The sequence below is a fragment of the Pantoea sp. EKM21T genome, from assembly GCF_011800405.1.
GTDB lineage: Bacteria > Pseudomonadota > Gammaproteobacteria > Enterobacterales > Enterobacteriaceae > Pantoea > Pantoea agglomerans.
Map to the genome: position 1 here is coordinate 1 of NZ_JAALFV010000004.1, position 15821 is coordinate 15821.

A 15821-nucleotide genomic window follows, 5' to 3' on the forward strand; every position below is an offset into this window, starting at 1 on the left:
AGAAGTGAAACGCCGTAGCGCCGATGGTAGTGTGGGGTCTCCCCATGCGAGAGTAGGGAACTGCCAGGCATCAAATTCGTTCCTTTTCCCCTGACAAGGAAAATAACAGGAACAGACGGCCATCAGCCAGTTGCTGACAGCTGTGAAAGAATCGGTGGAGCGGTAGTTCAGTTGGTTAGAATACCTGCCTGTCACGCAGGGGGTCGCGGGTTCGAGCCCCGTCCGTTCCGCCACCCTATTAGGGGCGTAGTTCAATTGGTAGAGCACCGGTCTCCAAAACCGGGTGTTGGGGGTTCGAGTCCCTCCGCCCCTGCCAGAAAACGATCCTTTGCTTCGGCAAAGGATTTTTTTTGCCTTTAAAAAAGCAAAAAAGAAAAACCAGCTAAATCTAACTGGCTTCTGATCTTCCCTGCCTACTGTCCTGCCTGCAAATTCAGCTATTTTGCCTGACCAGAATCGGGAATTTAAGCAACTGACGGATATGTGCCTGCTGATCGCTGTTCTGCAACCAGACAGCATAGAGCGGACGCACGGCGACGGGCGTATCCGGAATCACCATCAACTCACTGTACACACTCTGCCAAAAGTCCGGCAGAAATGCGCACGCTCCGGTGGTATGCAGCAGTTCACGGGTGACATGTGCCGACGTGGTGGTCAGTACCGGTACATCATCAGCTCCGGAGAGATAGCTCTGATGCTGATGAAAATCTGCTCCCCATTCCAGCTTGATATAATCATATTTTTCACGCTTCTCGCTCTGCCGGGCGCAGAAAAGCGCCAGTGAAATATGACCAATCTGCTGACTGGTTAACTCATCCATCTTAGGTGCTTCAGTGGTAATCAACAGATCCAGCTGGCGCTCATGGAGTTGCTTAACCAGCAGATGTCGTTGTGCCACGCGCGCTTCTAAGTGCAGGCTCTCCCGATTCTCGTAGAGCGTCTGTAGCCATGGCGTCAGATAAGCCTCCCATAGTGATGCACTGGCACCTATTGAAAGCTCATGGTGCTGCTGAGTGTGAGAGACCTCCTTCTTCGCCATCATCCAGGTGCTCATCAGGCTTTCAGCATAAGGGAGCAGTCGCTCTCCGGCCGCCGTCAGACGTATGTTATTGCGATGCCGTGTAAAAAGGTTAACGCCAAGCTGATTCTCTAACTGACGGATGCGAAAACTGACAGCAGATTGCGTGAGGTAAAGTGCTTCTGCAGCACGCCCGAAATGGCGAGTTCTGCTCACTTCCAGGAAAGTTTTCAGTAATTCCGTATCCACAGCGTTCTCCCAAAAAATGTTTGTCGTATAGATTTAAATGTTTTGTTTTACACTCTGTCAAGCCTATCTAATACTCCGCGCCATTAACAGCACGGCATTAGAAAATCAGGAGCGTGTAACATGGCGGAAAGCTTCTCAACAGAGAATCGTTTCTTTGATAACAAACATTACCCGCGTGGTTTCTCACGCCACGGTGACTTTACTATTAAAGAAGCTCAGCTTCTTGAACGCCACGGTTTTGCCTTTAATGAGCTGGATTTATCAAAGCGTGAGCCTGCAACCGAAGAAGAACGTTTGTTTATTGAAGTGTGTCGTGGCGTGCGTGAGCCGCAAACGGAAGCTGAACGTGTATGGTCTAAGTATATGACCCGCATTAAGCGTCCTAAACGTTTTCATACGCTGTCTGGCGGTAAACCGCAGATGGACACCGTTGAAGACTTCACCGACAGCGACGATTAACAGAGAAGGGGCGAAAGCCCCTTTTTTATTGCAGGCTGTTATGCAGATGGATCATTAATCGATCTATCGTGCGATAGCTGACAGCTTCCTGCAGATGATGCCGGGTGATGTCTGTTTCCCCAGCCAGATCGGCCAGGGTACGCGCCACTTTTAAAATCCGCTGCCATGCCCGTACAGATAAACCCAGTTTCTCCAGCACTGACTCCAGCCACTCCGCATCCTCTTTAGCAGGCTGACACCAGCGCATAATCTCTGCATTGTTTAAATGCGCATTTATTTTTCCTGCACGGGTCAGCTGAATGTCACGTGCTGCGACCACCCGATGACGAACCTGCTCAGATGCTTCCGCTTTGGCGCGCTGACCGCTGAGCATGCCGCTGGGGAGTAGCGGCACCTCCAGCGAAAGATCAAAACGATCAAGAAAAGGGCCGGATAGCTTACTGAGATAACGCAGCACCTGCTGGGGTGAGCAGCGGTTATGCTGTCCCTGATAGTGTCCGGTTGGACTTGGATTCATCGCAGCAATCAGCTGAAACCGGGCCGGGTAGGTAACTTTTGCCCGAGCGCGTGAAATAGCGATGACGCCCGACTCTAATGGTTCGCGCAGGGAGTCCAGCACCTTGCGATCAAATTCCGGTAATTCATCCAGAAACAGCACGCCGTTATGCGCCAGGGAGATCTCACCGGGCCGTGGCAGTGAGCCGCCGCCAATCAGAGCATAGAGAGAGGCGCTGTGGTGAGGTGACCTGAAAGGCCGGGTGCGCCACTGTCGATGCAGTGTATTGCTGTTCACCAGGCTGGCGATTGCCGCACACTCCAGTGCTTCCTGATCGCTTAAGGAGGGCATGATGCCGGGCAACCGGGTAGCGAGCATGGTTTTACCGGTGCCAGGGGGCCCGATCAGCAACAGGTTGTGCCCGCCAGCCGCAGTGATCTCCAGTGCTCTGCGTCCCTGTTCCTGACCAATGATATCAGCGAGATCGTCAGCAGGTGCATCGCCCTGATGCTCAGGATATTGGGCTGTCGGTAATGTGAGTTCATTGCGCAGAAAGGCGCACACTTCGCTGAGGTGAGAGGCAACCAGCGACGAGCCCTGACGGATTAGCCCGGCATCACACTGATTCTCAGCGGAGAGGACCAGCTGTCGTCCAGCCTGAATGGCTACCATGGCCGCTGGAATCGCGCCCTGTACACCGCACAGTGCACCGTCGAGTGCCAGCTCACCCAGAAACTCATAGTGCGTCAGCTTGTCGGCAGGAAGCTGCTCAGAGGCCACCAGAATGGCAATCGCCATGGGTAAGTCATACCGCCCGCCCTCTTTGGGTAAATCTGCGGGTGCCAGATTGATGGTGACGCGTTTTGCCGGGAAGGCAAAACCGCTGTTGATAATGGCGCTGCGTACCCGCTCACGCGCCTCTTTCACCGTGGTTTCAGGCAGCCCCACCAGCGTTAACGCAGGCAGTCCGTTACTGATGTGTGCCTCGATGGTCACCAGCGGGGCTTCCACTCCCAGCGCTGCCCGGGTCAGAACTTTTGACAATGACATACTCGCTCCTTGTTACCGTCAGTCTGGTGACAGCATCAAAGGAAAGCCAGGGCATCATCAGCACTATTCGGGTCATTGCACAACCTATCAGAAGTTTTTTCACAACCTGTTAAAACGCTGCGTGTCTGCGCGCAAATTCACCAAAAAATTATTACGTCAGTAAAGTGATGAATAATTATCATCATGTAATTATTTCTTGTATTACAAATTGATAGACCGCGATTTAGCGCCTGGCGCTAAAAAAACTCTGTAAAAAAAGTTGTGTCATGCCCCCTGACTATGATAACTCTGTAGGCATTACTTCGAACAAGCGAAAGAATTGAACAACACATGAAAGCCCTTCTACAAGTGATTAGCCTGGTCGTGATTAGCGTGGTGGTGGTTATTAACCTACCGTGCGGGGCAACGCTTGGAGAAAGAAAGGCTTAGAAATCAAGCCTCGAATCCGAAAAAACCCCCGCACCGAAAGGTCCGGGGGTTTTTTTTCGACCAGAGGAAATATCAGTAAATCCACAAGGAACAAACAATGAACAGTAGCATAAAATTCTGTTGTTCCGGTCAGGACACAGGAGAATAGCGATGACAGGTGCACAGTGGGTAGTTCAGGCTTTACGCGCGCAGGGTGTTGATACCGTATTTGGTTACCCTGGCGGCGCAATCATGCCGGTATACGACGCGCTCTACGACGGCGGCGTGGAACACCTACTGTGTCGCCACGAGCAGGGCGCTGTGATGGCGGCGATCGGTTATGCGCGCTCAACCGGCAAAACCGGTGTCTGTATCGCCACCTCTGGCCCTGGCGCGACCAACCTGATTACCGGCCTGGCAGATGCCATGATGGATTCGGTTCCGGTGGTTGCCGTAACGGGTCAGGTCTCTTCCGCTTTTATTGGTACCGACGCCTTTCAGGAAATCGACGTACTGGGCTTATCGCTGGCCTGCACCAAACACAGCTTCCTGGTTGAATCGCTGGATGAGCTGCCCGCCATCATGGCAGAAGCCTTTGCGCTGGCGCAGTCGGGCCGTCCGGGTCCGGTACTGGTGGACATTCCTAAAGATATTCAGATTGCGCAGGGAGAACCTGCCCCGCATCTGGTTCCGGTAGAAGAAGGAAGCGCGCTGCCGCATCAGGCGATTCAGGAAGCACGCGCACTGATGGCGCAGGCCAGAAAACCAATGCTCTATGTTGGTGGAGGCGTTGGCCTGGCACAGGCTGTTCCGGCACTGCGCGCGCTGGCAGAAGAGACCGGCATCCCGGCAGTGGCCACCTTAAAGGGGCTGGGCAGCGTAGATCCCCACAGCGAGGTGTATCTCGGCATGCTGGGGATGCACGGTACTAAAGCCGCCAACCTGGCGGTGCAGAGTTGTGACTTACTGATCGCGGTCGGCGCCCGTTTCGATGACCGCGTGACCGGCAAGCTGGACACCTTTGCCCCCCATGCCAGCGTAATTCATCTCGATATCGATCCCGCTGAGTTAAACAAATTACGTCGTGCACACGTCTCTCTGCAGGGTGATCTCAACGAACTGCTGCCCGCCCTGAGTCAGCCTCTGCATATCAACGCCTGGCGCGATGAGATGAAAGCGCTTAAGGCCAGTCACCCATGGCGCTACGACCATCCGGGCGAAGCGATCTATGCACCGCTGTTGCTGAAGCAGCTTTCCGATCGCAAACCGGCCAATACCGTAGTGACCACCGACGTCGGTCAGCACCAGATGTGGACGGCGCAACACATGGCATTCAGCGCGCCAGAGAACTTCATCACCTCCAGCGGCTTAGGCACCATGGGCTTTGGTTTACCCGCCGCCATCGGTGCGCAGGTTGCACGCCCGGAAGATACGGTTATCTGTGTCTCGGGCGATGGCTCCATCATGATGAACATCCAGGAGCTGGGCACCATCAAGCGCGGCAAACTGCCGGTCAAAATCGTACTGCTGGATAACCAGCGTCTGGGCATGGTGCGTCAGTGGCAGCAGCTGTTTTTCGATGGCCGCTACAGTGAAACCAATCTGTCCGACAACCCCGACTTCCTCACGCTGGCCAGCGCTTTCAATATTCCCGGCCAGCGCATTACCCGTAAAGATCAGGTCGACGCCGCCCTTGATGCTCTGCTGAACAGCGAAGGTCCTTACTTCCTGCATGTTGCAATTGATGAGCATGAAAACGTCTGGCCACTGGTACCGCCGGGTGCCAGCAATGCAAACATGATGGAGAAAACTGTATGAACCAGCATCAATTGTCTATCGAAGCCCGTTTCCGCCCTGAAATATTGGAGCGCATTTTACGCGTAGTGCGTCACCGCGGTTTTCAGGTCTGTTCTATGAACATGGCCTCAGTCGCCAACGCAGAAAACATTAATATTGAAATGACCGTTGCCAGTCAGCGTTCCGTCGATTTACTGTCTTCGCAGTTAAGCAAATTGATCGACGTTGCATGCGTTCAGATTCAACAACAGACAACACAACAAATCCGCGCTTAGCCGCGAGAGGGAATAACAATGAGCACGAAGAAAGCAGACTTTATTTGGTTCAATGGTGAGATGGTTAAGTGGGAAGAGGCGAAGGTCAGCGTCATGTCCCACGCGTTGCACTACGGTACGTCGGTATTTGAAGGCGTGCGCTGCTACGACTCTCACAAAGGACCGGTTGTGTTCCGCCATCGCGAACACATGCAACGTCTGCACGACTCCGCCAAAATCTATCGCTTCCCGATTAAAAGCAGCGTTGATGAGCTGATGGAAGCGTGCCGCGAAGTCATCCGCGTGAACAAACTGAAAAGTGCTTATATCCGTCCGCTGGCCTTTGTCGGCGATGTGGGCCTGGGCGTGAACCCGCCAGACGGCTTCACCACCGATGTGATCATTGCGGCGTTCCCGTGGGGCGCATACCTGGGCGCTGAAGCCCTTGAGAACGGCATCGATGCCATGGTCTCCTCATGGAACCGCGTAGCACCGAACACCCTGCCAACCGCCGCTAAAGCGGGCGGTAACTACCTCTCCTCACTGCTGGTGGGCAGCGAAGCCCGTCGTCACGGCTATCAGGAAGGGATTGCGCTGGATACTAATGGCCTGATCTCAGAAGGTGCAGGCGAAAACCTGTTTGAAGTTAAAGATGGCGTGCTCTTTACCCCGCCATTTACCTCTTCAGCACTGCCGGGCATCACCCGCGATGCCATCATCACGCTGGCGCGCGATATGGGCATTGAAGTGCGTGAGCAGACCCTGTCGCGTGAATCTCTCTATCTGGCTGACGAAGTCTTTATGTCTGGCACCGCGGCAGAAATTACACCGGTGCGCAGCGTTGACCGCATTCAGGTTGGCGAAGGCAAACGTGGCCCGGTGACCAAACGCATCCAGGAGGCCTTCTTTGGCCTGTTCACCGGCGAAACCGAAGACAAATGGGGCTGGTTAGATCCGGTTAACCCATAATCAGATACAGCGCGGGCGTCATCTGACGTCCGCGAGCTTATTCTTACTGGAGTAAATAGAGTATGCCTAAGTACCGTTCCGCCACCACCACCCACGGCCGCAATATGGCGGGTGCCCGTGCCTTATGGCGCGCGACAGGAATGACCGACGACGATTTCGGCAAGCCGATTATCGCTGTGGTTAACTCATTCACCCAATTTGTGCCGGGCCACGTTCACCTGCGTGATCTTGGTAAACTTGTCGCCGAGCAGATCGAAGCGGCAGGCGGTGTGGCTAAAGAGTTCAACACCATTGCGGTGGATGACGGTATTGCCATGGGTCATGGCGGCATGCTGTATTCACTGCCGTCGCGTGAGCTGATTGCTGACTCGGTCGAGTACATGGTCAACGCCCACTGTGCCGATGCCATGGTCTGCATCTCTAACTGCGACAAAATCACCCCGGGTATGCTGATGGCGTCATTGCGCCTCAATATTCCGGTGATCTTCGTTTCAGGCGGACCGATGGAAGCGGGTAAAACCAAGCTTTCTGACCAGATCATCAAGCTGGATCTGGTGGATGCGATGATTCAGGGTGCCAACCCGAACGTCAGCGATGCCGACAGCGAGCAGATCGAACGCTCTGCCTGTCCGACCTGCGGCTCCTGCTCCGGTATGTTCACCGCCAACTCGATGAACTGCCTGACTGAAGCACTCGGTCTGTCGCAGCCTGGCAACGGTTCACTGCTGGCTACGCACGCCGATCGCAAAGAGCTGTTCATCAATGCCGGTAAGCGCATCGTAAGCCTGACCAAGCGCTATTACGAGCAGGATGATGTCAACATGCTGCCGCGTAACATCGCGAACAAGGCCGCTTTTGAGAACGCCATGATGCTGGATATCGCCATGGGTGGCTCCACCAACACCGTGCTCCACCTGCTGGCAGCCGCACAGGAAGGCGATATCGACTTTAATATCTCCGACATCGATCGCCTGTCACGCAAAGTGCCTCAGCTCTGTAAAGTGGCGCCAAGTACCCCGAAATACCACATGGAAGATGTGCATCGCGCGGGTGGCGTCTTCGCCATTCTCGGCGAGCTGGATCGTGCCGGCCTGTTCGACAGCAGCGCCCGTAATATCCTGCAGCAGACCATGCGTGAAACGCTGGATCAGTACGACATCATGCTGACCAAAGATCAGGCGGTAAAAGATATGTTCCGCGCGGGTCCGGCGGGTATTCGTACCACTCAGGCGTTCTCACAGAACTGCCGCTGGGACACGCTGGATGATGACCGTGCCGAAGGCTGTATCCGTACCCGTGAAAATGCTTACTCGCAGGATGGCGGTCTGGCCGTGCTCTACGGCAACATCGCGGAAGATGGCTGTATCGTAAAAACTGCGGGCGTAGACAAAGAGATCCTGACCTTCACCGGTCCGGCCAAAGTCTATGAAAGCCAGGATGACGCCGTTGAAGCGATTCTGGGCGGCAAAGTCGTTGCGGGCGATGTGGTCGTCATTCGCTACGAAGGTCCAAAAGGCGGGCCAGGCATGCAGGAGATGCTCTATCCGACCACTTATCTGAAATCGATGGGGCTGGGCAAAAGCTGCGCGCTGATCACCGATGGCCGTTTCTCTGGCGGTACGTCGGGCCTCTCTATTGGTCACGCCTCGCCTGAAGCAGCCAACGGCGGCACCATTGCGCTGGTCAAAGATGGCGACACCATCGAAATCGATATCCCTAACCGCGGTATCAAACTCGCCGTACCGGATAACGAACTGCACGCCCGTCGTGAAGAGCAGCAGGCACGTGGCGATGCGGCGTATACGCCGGTCAATCGTCAGCGTGAAGTCTCCTTTGCGCTGCGTGCCTACGCATTACTCGCGACCAGTGCTGACAAAGGCGCCGTCCGCGATAAGAGCAAGCTGGGAGGCTAACAATGGCCGAGTCTCAACCGCTACCCGAGGCGCCTTGTGGCGCCGAGTATTTGCGCGCAGTGTTGCGTTCACCGGTGTATGAAGTGGCACAGGTGACGCCGCTGCAGGTTATGGAAAAAATCTCATCGCGTCTCGGCAACACCATTCTGGTGAAGCGGGAAGATCGCCAGCCAGTGCACAGTTTCAAGGTGCGCGGTGCCTACGCGATGATCGCCGGTCTGAACGAAGAGCAGAAAGCGCGCGGCGTGGTGACGGCGTCAGCCGGTAACCATGCGCAGGGCGTGGCGCTCTCCGCCACTAAGCTGGGCATCAAGTCACTGATTGTGATGCCGCTGGCGACGGCAGACATCAAGGTTGATGCGGTGCGCGCATTTGGCGGTGAGGCTTTCCTGTTCGGGGCCAACTTTGACGAGGCGAAAGCCAAAGCGATAGAACTCTCTGAACAGCGCGGCTATACCTTCGTGCCGCCGTTTGACCATCCTGCCGTCATTGCCGGACAGGGCACGCTGGCGATGGAGCTGCTGCAACAGGATGCGCATCTCGACCGGGTCTTTGTCCCGGTTGGCGGTGGAGGTCTGGCAGCCGGCGTCGCGGTGCTGATCAAGCAGCTGATGCCGCAAATCAAAGTGATCGCGGTGGAGTCAGAAGATTCAGCCTGTCTGAAAGCAGCGCTGGAGGCGGGTCATCCGGTCGATCTGCCGCGCGTCGGGCTGTTTGCCGAAGGGGTGGCGGTGAAACGGATTGGCAGCGAAACCTTCCGGCTCTGTCAGGAATACATTGATGACATCATCACCGTCGACAGCGATGCCATTTGTGCCGCGATGAAAGATCTGTTTGAAGATGTCCGTGCTGTGGCGGAGCCCTCTGGCGCGCTGGCGCTGGCGGGCATGAAAAAGTATATCCAGCAGCATGGGATCAAAGGCGAGCGGCTGGCGCATGTGTTATCCGGGGCCAACGTCAATTTCCACGGCCTGCGCTACGTTTCTGAGCGCTGCGAGCTGGGCGAACAGCGAGAAGCGCTGCTGGCCGTAACGATCCCGGAACAGCAGGGCAGTTTCCTGCGTTTCTGCCAGACGCTGGGTGGACGGTCGATTACCGAGTTCAACTACCGCTACGCCGATGCGGACAAAGCCTGCATCTTTGTTGGCGTACGACTGACGCGCGGCGTGGAAGAGCGCAGCGAGATCATCAGCGAGCTCACCGGCGGCGGTTATCAGGTGGTCGATCTCTCGGATGATGAGATGGCGAAACTGCACGTGCGTTACATGGTGGGCGGACGCCCTTCTAAACCACTGCGTGAACGCCTCTTCAGCTTTGAATTCCCGGAGGCACCCGGCGCGTTGCTGAAGTTCCTGCAAACGCTGGGCACCCACTGGAATATCTCGCTGTTTCATTATCGCAGCCACGGCACCGATTATGGCCGTGTGCTGGCCGCTTTTGAACTTGGCAGCGATGAGCCACGCTTCGAAGAGCATCTCACCGATCTGGGTTACGACTTTCATGACGAAAGCCAGAACCCGGCGTTCCGCTTCTTCCTGTCAGGCAACTGATTACAGCTGGCTCCAGAAAGCACTGATCAGCGGCTCTCCGAGCCGCTTTTTTTGCACGCAGATGCCGAGTTCGAACGGCGCAACCGAGTCAATATTCTCCAGTAGCAGCACGCGGTTACGCACCGGATCCGGGCTGTTTTCCAGCACCACATCCGGTAAAAGTGCAATACCGCAGCCCAGCGCCACCATCGAAACAATCGCCTCATGCCCCGAGACCGTGGCGTAAATCACCGGATTCGGGATGCGCTGGCGGCGGAACCAGAGATCGATACGTCGCCGTGCCGGTCCCTGCACCGGCAGGATAAACGGAATTTTTGACCAGTCGGGCTGCGGCTGTGTTGCCTGGGTACGAACGGCACAGGGCAGTGCAGGCGCGATCAGCACCAGCGGGATCAGCCCCAGTGGCATAAAATCAATGCTGGCGGGCAGCGTTTCAGGACGGCCGGCAATGGCCAGATCGGCATCGCCGGAGTGCACTTTTTCCACCGCATCCGCAGCATCGCCGGTATCCAGTTTGATTTCGACCTGCGGATGTTCAGCGCGAAAGCGGTCCAGGATGGGCGGCAGATGACTGTAGGCCGCCGTCACTGAGCAGAACAGGCGCAGCTCGCCGCTGAGCGAGGGACCGTTAAGATCCATCACATGGCGCAGTTGCTGATACTGCAACAGCGTCTGCTGGGCAAACTGGCGCAGGCGTTCGCCCGCTTCTGTCAGCGTCACGGTGCGGTTATCGCGCAGAAACAGCGCATGGCCGACATCTTCTTCAAGCCGCTGGATCTGGCGTGACAGCGTGGAAGGGCTGACGTGCATAGCACGCGCAGTGCGCCCGAAGTGGCAGCTTTCTGCCAGATGAAGAAACAGTTTCAGATCCCGTAAATCCATGTGCGCGTCGCCTCTGGGTGGTGTTGCATTTATTGCAATGTGACGTTGTTAATATATCAATTTAAGCAACAGAATTCCTGTCATATGATGGGGTCATTCGCGGCGCTGCATGACACGCCGTTCCTGAACAAAAAAAGCAAACACAACCTTACCGGAGTACCCATGGCTAACTATTTCAACACATTGAACCTGCGCAACCAGCTGGCGCAATTAGGTAAATGCCGTTTCATGGCGCGCGATGAATTCGCGGATGGTGCCAGTTTCCTGAAAGGCAAAAAAGTCGTTATCGTTGGCTGTGGTGCGCAGGGCCTGAATCAGGGTCTGAACATGCGTGATTCCGGTCTGGATGTGGCCTATGCACTGCGTGCTGAAGCAATTGCGGAAAAACGCCCTTCATGGCGCAAAGCGACCGATAACGGTTTCAAAGTGGGCACCTACGAAGAACTGATCCCGCAGGCTGATCTGGTGGTTAACCTGACGCCAGACAAGCAGCACTCCGCTGTAGTTCAGGCTGTTCAGCCGCTGATGAAAGATGGCGCTGCGCTGGGCTACTCGCACGGTTTCAACATCGTTGAAGTGGGCGAAAGCATCCGCAAAGACATCACCGTGGTCATGGTGGCACCGAAGTGTCCGGGTACAGAAGTTCGTGAAGAGTACAAACGTGGCTTTGGTGTACCGACGCTGATCGCGGTTCACCCGGAAAACGATCCAAAAGGCGAAGGCATGGCGATTGCCAAAGCCTGGGCAGCAGCAACTGGCGGCGATCGTGCTGGCGTGCTGGAGTCCTCTTTCGTTGCTGAAGTGAAATCTGACCTGATGGGTGAGCAGACCATCCTGTGCGGCATGTTGCAGGCTGGTTCACTGCTCTGCTTCGACAAGCTGGTGGCTGAAGGCACTGACCCGGCTTACGCAGAAAAACTGATCCAGTTCGGCTGGGAAACCATCACCGAATCACTGAAGTTTGGCGGCATCACACTGATGATGGATCGCCTCTCTAATCCAGCCAAACTGCGCGCTTATGCGCTGTCAGAGCAGCTGAAAACCATCATGGCACCGCTGTTCCAGAAACATATGGATGACATCATCTCCGGCGAATTTTCTTCCGGCATGATGGCGGACTGGGCCAACGATGATAAAAACCTGCTGACCTGGCGTGAAGAGACCGGCCAGACCGCGTTCGAAACCGCTTCACAGTATGAAGGCAAAATTGAAGAGCAGGAGTACTACGACAAAGGTGTGGTGATGGTTGCGATGGTTAAAGCGGGCGTTGAGCTGGCGTTTGAAACCATGGTAGACGCCGGCATCATTGAAGAGTCTGCTTACTACGAATCACTGCATGAGCTGCCGCTGATCGCGAACACCATCGCCCGTAAGCGCCTGTATGAAATGAACGTGGTGATTTCCGATACCGCCGAATATGGTAACTACCTGTTCTCCTTCGCCGCGGTGCCGCTGCTGAAAGAGTTCATGACCACGCTGCAGCCAGGCGATCTGGGTAAAGCGGTTGAAGGCACGCAGGTTGATAACGCGCAGCTGCGTGACGTTAACGAAGCGGTTCGCCAGCACCCGATTGAAACCGTTGGCCGCAAGCTGCGTGGCTACATGACCGACATGAAGCGTATCGCTGTCGCGGGCTAATAAACCGGCAACACAGTTTTCAGCAAAACAAACCCCGGCTTGCCGGGGTTTTTTGTTGGTGAACAACGGCTGGACGGTTCTCTGTGAGACCGTGCCTGCACAGGGAATACGGTCAGATCGGAAAGACGCAAAACCGCCATCCATGGCATGCTCGGCCCGCGCGATTACGCACCTCATCCCTGAGGTGCGCCCGTTTCCGGGCCAACGCTTTGCGTTGTTCAAAAACGCTCCCGGCGTTTTTGTCCCTGGCGCGGGACGCTTTCCTCTTCTGACCGTATTCCCTGTGCCCTTAAGCTTCTTTATTGCTGCCAATATCAATACGCCTTTCAGCGAGGTCCGGTTTTTTCAAACAGAAAGCTAACCCGCTTAAGGCGTATGCTCCCTGAGCCTGTCGCCTGATATTGTTTAGCCCTTCAGAGCGGTTGTACTCTGTGAGCCTGCTCCATAAAAAAACCCGGCAGCCGCCGGGTTTTCACTGACCTTCATCCAGCCGGATTAAACGTCATACAGCGTCTGATTACGCGTCTCTTTACAGGCGAGCAATGCAATCAGCGTCAGCACGGCCATCGACGCCAGATAAAGTCCCACCGCCTGCAAACCATAATGCGCATTCAGCCAGGTCGCGATATAAGGCGCAACAGAGGCACCCAGAATCGATGAGAGGTTATAAGAGAACGATGCGCCGGTATAACGCACTTCGGTCGGAAACAGCTCCGGCAGCAGCGCGCCCATCGGACCAAAGGTCAGGCCCATAATGCTCAGACCCAGCAACAGAAACGCCATCACCAGCGCCTGCGATCCGGAACCGAGCATCGCCGGGAACAGGAACGAAAACGCGATAATCATCAGCGTAATGGTAATCATCGTCTTGCGGCGACCAAAACGGTCAGCCAGCAAACCGGCAATCGGCACCATCACTCCAAAGCCAATCACCGCCAGCATCAGCATCCACAACATACTATTACGCGGAATACCCAGACCGGCCGGTGCTGCCGTGGTGCCGTAGCTCATCGAATAGACGGTCATGATATAGAACAGCGTATAGGTCGCCAGCATGATAAAGGTGCCGAGAATGGTGGCAGTCAGATGCTTGCTCAGCAGCGCCGCAATGGGCACCCGAACCTGCTTCTTCTCTTTCTGTACTTTGGCAAACACCGGACTCTCATGCAGCGAAACGCGCACATACAGGCCAATCAGCACCAGCACGGCAGAGAGAATAAACGGCACGCGCCAGCCCCACTGCATAAACTGCTCGTCGGTCAGCAGCCACGAAAGCAGCAGAAAAGTGCCGTTAGCGAAGAAAAAGCCAATCGGCGCACCCAGCTGAGGGAAGGAACCGTAAAGCGCACGCTTCTTCGCCGGGGCATTTTCCGTCGCCAGCAGCGCTGCGCCACCCCATTCACCACCCAGTCCCAGTCCCTGACCAAAGCGCGCCAGCGCCAGCAGCAACGGAGCCATCACGCCGATGGTTTCATAGCCGGGCAGCAGACCAATCACCACGGTGGAAATCCCCATGGTCAGCAGCGAGGCAACCAGCGTGGCCTTGCGACCCACGCGATCGCCAAAGTGACCAAACACGGCGGAGCCAATCGGACGCGCGATAAAGGCGATAGCAAACGTGGCCAGCGACTGTAGCGTCGCGACCGTGGCATCACCCTGCGGGAAGAAAATGTGCGGGAAAACAATCACCGCAGCAGTGGCATAAATATAAAAGTCGAAGAACTCGATGGCCGTTCCGACCAGCGAGGCAATCACCACTTTACTGCGTGAGTTAACCGGCGTGGGATCCTGCTGTTTGTCGAGCGTGTCTGTGAGGGAGGCTTGCATAACTGTTTCTTATTTGTAAATACAGACAAAGAATCTTACGCATCTGCCAGAGCGCATTCAATGATGAAAACCCGCGCCGCGTCTGGCTTCAGCGGGCAAAAAGAGGATAATTTCTGAGGTACGACGAATGTCGGGGGATACCGGGGTAATCCGGACGATATCTGGCGGGATACTCTACGAAAGGGCTAAATAAAAGTGACCCCTCAGCTATTCATCCTGTTATATGGTTAAAAAATAGCCGAGAGGTAATATTTTCCGCTGTTGTTAACGGATTACGATGATTTGTGTCGTGACGCGCTGCCCGCTTCAGGCATTTGTGGGTCGTCTTTATATTTGGCGGTGGCGATCCATGCCGCACAGAACAGCGTCAGACGGGCGAAGAAGTAGAAAAACGCCATCAGGCCGAGCACGGAACCAAAGGCCGCACCGGAAGGCGAGGTCGCCAGCTTCGGCAGCGTCAGCGTCATCACAAACTTGATCACCTCAAAACCGATTGCCGCCAGCAGAGTGCCGCGGAACAGCGCTTTCTTACGCGGCTTATGACGCGGCAGGATCCAGAAAATCCACAGGAACAGCAGGTAGTTAGCCATAACAGAAATCGAGGTGGCGATAATGGTCAGGGCGGGCCGTAACCAGTCGATGCCATCCAGCCCCAGTGCGCTGACGATCATTGCCTGCGCCGAACCGGCTACCGAGGTCAGCGACAGCGTAATCACCAGCGCCAGCATCAGACCGGTCAGCGACAGGAAATCGCGAATATAACGCTTCCAGATCTTCTCTTTGTCATCCGGTTTGCGTTCCCACACGTCGCGCGACTGGGCACGAATCGCTTCGCGCAGGTTACCCATCCAGTTAAGACCGGAGTAGAGCGCCAGCAGTAAACCGGTAATACCCACGGTGGCACGCTGCTGAATGGCGGTATTTACCGTATTCTTCAGCGTGGTTGCCAGCGTCGGGTCGCTGATGCTGCTGACGATTTTGTTGATGATATCGGTCAGCAGATCCTGGTTCGATGCCAGCACAAAACCCACGGCGGCAAACGACACCATCAGAATGGGGATCAGCGATAAAAAAGAGAAATAGGTAATGGCCGCGCCAAACTGGCTGCCGAGCCGATCGTTAAAGCGGTCAAGGGCGCGAATAAAATGCGCCACTGCCGGGATCGCCTGAAACCAGGCGGCAAAACGCGACACGCGCACTATCGAATGATCAACCGTCTCGTTGCCGGTTTTAATATCGATAAGTGGCTTTTGCGGCTGCGTATCCTGTGGGTTTTCCTGCTTGTCTGTCATAGACCTTCACTGTCCTGTT

13 protein-coding genes and 2 tRNA genes are annotated in these 15821 nt (G+C 55.5%); 10 read left to right on the plus strand and 5 right to left on the minus strand.

From position 1 onward, the window contains the following. Window positions 1–156: 156 nt before the first annotated feature. Window positions 157–233, plus strand: a tRNA-Asp gene (locus HFD87_RS08825). 7 nt (window positions 234–240) lie between these two features. Further along, window positions 241–316 (plus strand) — tRNA-Trp (locus HFD87_RS08830). Window positions 317–433: 117 nt separating this feature from the next. On the opposite strand, the gene hdfR is transcribed toward HFD87_RS08830, so the two are convergent. Beyond that, window positions 434–1267, minus strand: coding sequence for an HTH-type transcriptional regulator HdfR (gene hdfR / locus HFD87_RS08835; protein ID WP_010253571.1), 834 nt, complete (start codon window positions 1265–1267; stop codon window positions 434–436). A 120-nt stretch (window positions 1268–1387) separates the two neighbouring features. On the opposite strand from hdfR, the gene HFD87_RS08840 reads away from it, so the two are divergent. Further along, on the plus strand, window positions 1388–1726 hold the full coding sequence (locus HFD87_RS08840; protein WP_010253568.1) for a DUF413 domain-containing protein: 339 nt from the start codon (window positions 1388–1390) through the stop codon (window positions 1724–1726). A 25-nt stretch (window positions 1727–1751) separates the two neighbouring features. Here HFD87_RS08840 and HFD87_RS08845 read toward each other — a convergent pair whose 3' ends face one another. Next, the gene (locus HFD87_RS08845) at window positions 1752–3272 is read right to left on the minus strand and encodes a YifB family Mg chelatase-like AAA ATPase (RefSeq protein ID WP_022623953.1); all 1521 of its coding nucleotides are present in this window, start codon (window positions 3270–3272) and stop codon (window positions 1752–1754) included. A 330-nt stretch (window positions 3273–3602) separates the two neighbouring features. On the opposite strand from HFD87_RS08845, the gene ilvL reads away from it, so the two are divergent. From ilvL to ilvA, 6 genes are all read left to right on the plus strand, one after another. Continuing rightward, window positions 3603–3701 carry an ilv operon leader peptide gene (gene ilvL / locus HFD87_RS08850; protein ID WP_072101316.1) on the plus strand — a complete coding sequence of 33 codons (99 nt, stop codon included), beginning with the start codon at window positions 3603–3605 and terminating at the stop codon, window positions 3699–3701. Window positions 3702–3851: 150 nt separating this feature from the next. Next, window positions 3852–5498, plus strand: coding sequence for an acetolactate synthase 2 catalytic subunit (ilvG, locus tag HFD87_RS08855; protein ID WP_050680328.1), 1647 nt, complete (start codon window positions 3852–3854; stop codon window positions 5496–5498). Then, complete coding sequence (ilvM, locus tag HFD87_RS08860; RefSeq protein WP_008926359.1) at window positions 5495–5752, plus strand: acetolactate synthase 2 small subunit; 258 nt, start codon at window positions 5495–5497, stop codon at window positions 5750–5752. Before ilvG ends, ilvM begins: the two co-directional genes overlap by 4 nt. 18 nt (window positions 5753–5770) lie before the next feature. Further along, entirely contained in the window at window positions 5771–6700 is a 930-nt protein-coding gene (locus tag HFD87_RS08865; RefSeq protein WP_010253558.1) for a branched-chain amino acid transaminase, read from the plus strand. 62 nt (window positions 6701–6762) lie between these two features. Continuing rightward, window positions 6763–8613 carry a dihydroxy-acid dehydratase gene (gene ilvD, locus HFD87_RS08870; RefSeq protein ID WP_010253556.1) on the plus strand — a complete coding sequence of 617 codons (1851 nt, stop codon included), beginning with the start codon at window positions 6763–6765 and terminating at the stop codon, window positions 8611–8613. A gap of 2 nt (window positions 8614–8615) precedes the next feature. Continuing rightward, window positions 8616–10163 (plus strand): threonine ammonia-lyase, biosynthetic, encoded by a 1548-nt coding sequence (ilvA, locus tag HFD87_RS08875; RefSeq protein ID WP_159227149.1) that lies wholly within the window; start codon window positions 8616–8618, stop codon window positions 10161–10163. Here ilvA and ilvY read toward each other — a convergent pair whose 3' ends face one another. Beyond that, on the minus strand, window positions 10164–11045 hold the full coding sequence (ilvY, locus tag HFD87_RS08880) for an HTH-type transcriptional activator IlvY (protein WP_008926355.1): 882 nt from the start codon (window positions 11043–11045) through the stop codon (window positions 10164–10166). 162 nt (window positions 11046–11207) lie between these two features. On the opposite strand from ilvY, the gene ilvC reads away from it, so the two are divergent. Beyond that, window positions 11208–12683 carry a ketol-acid reductoisomerase gene (gene ilvC / locus HFD87_RS08885; protein WP_010253551.1) on the plus strand — a complete coding sequence of 492 codons (1476 nt, stop codon included), beginning with the start codon at window positions 11208–11210 and terminating at the stop codon, window positions 12681–12683. 495 nt (window positions 12684–13178) lie between these two features. Here the strand turns inward: ilvC and HFD87_RS08890 are convergent, their stop codons facing one another. Both HFD87_RS08890 and yhjD read right to left on the minus strand, forming a co-directional pair. After that, the gene (locus HFD87_RS08890) at window positions 13179–14510 is read right to left on the minus strand and encodes an MFS transporter (protein WP_010671462.1); all 1332 of its coding nucleotides are present in this window, start codon (window positions 14508–14510) and stop codon (window positions 13179–13181) included. Window positions 14511–14782: 272 nt separating this feature from the next. Further along, window positions 14783–15802 (minus strand): inner membrane protein YhjD, encoded by a 1020-nt coding sequence (gene yhjD, locus HFD87_RS08895; RefSeq protein WP_010671463.1) that lies wholly within the window; start codon window positions 15800–15802, stop codon window positions 14783–14785. Window positions 15803–15821 lie beyond the last annotated feature (19 nt).

Bases quoted from the DNA above. Each gene is read 5' to 3' on its own strand.
- ilvC (WP_010253551.1), top strand. From the start codon at position 11,208: ATGGCTAACTATTTCAACACATTGAACCTGCGCAACCAGCTGGCGCAA.
- ilvA (WP_159227149.1), top strand. From the start codon at position 8,616: ATGGCCGAGTCTCAACCGCTACCCGAGGCGCCTTGTGGCGCCGAGTAT.
- HFD87_RS08865 (WP_010253558.1), top strand. From the start codon at position 5,771: ATGAGCACGAAGAAAGCAGACTTTATTTGGTTCAATGGTGAGATGGTT.
- ilvY (WP_008926355.1), bottom strand. From the start codon at position 11,045: ATGGATTTACGGGATCTGAAACTGTTTCTTCATCTGGCAGAAAGCTGC.
- HFD87_RS08890 (WP_010671462.1), bottom strand. From the start codon at position 14,510: ATGCAAGCCTCCCTCACAGACACGCTCGACAAACAGCAGGATCCCACG.
- ilvM (WP_008926359.1), top strand. From the start codon at position 5,495: ATGAACCAGCATCAATTGTCTATCGAAGCCCGTTTCCGCCCTGAAATA.
- ilvD (WP_010253556.1), top strand. From the start codon at position 6,763: ATGCCTAAGTACCGTTCCGCCACCACCACCCACGGCCGCAATATGGCG.
- yhjD (WP_010671463.1), bottom strand. From the start codon at position 15,802: ATGACAGACAAGCAGGAAAACCCACAGGATACGCAGCCGCAAAAGCCA.
- HFD87_RS08840 (WP_010253568.1), top strand. From the start codon at position 1,388: ATGGCGGAAAGCTTCTCAACAGAGAATCGTTTCTTTGATAACAAACAT.
- ilvG (WP_050680328.1), top strand. From the start codon at position 3,852: ATGACAGGTGCACAGTGGGTAGTTCAGGCTTTACGCGCGCAGGGTGTT.
- HFD87_RS08845 (WP_022623953.1), bottom strand. From the start codon at position 3,272: ATGTCATTGTCAAAAGTTCTGACCCGGGCAGCGCTGGGAGTGGAAGCC.
- ilvL (WP_072101316.1), top strand. From the start codon at position 3,603: ATGAAAGCCCTTCTACAAGTGATTAGCCTGGTCGTGATTAGCGTGGTG.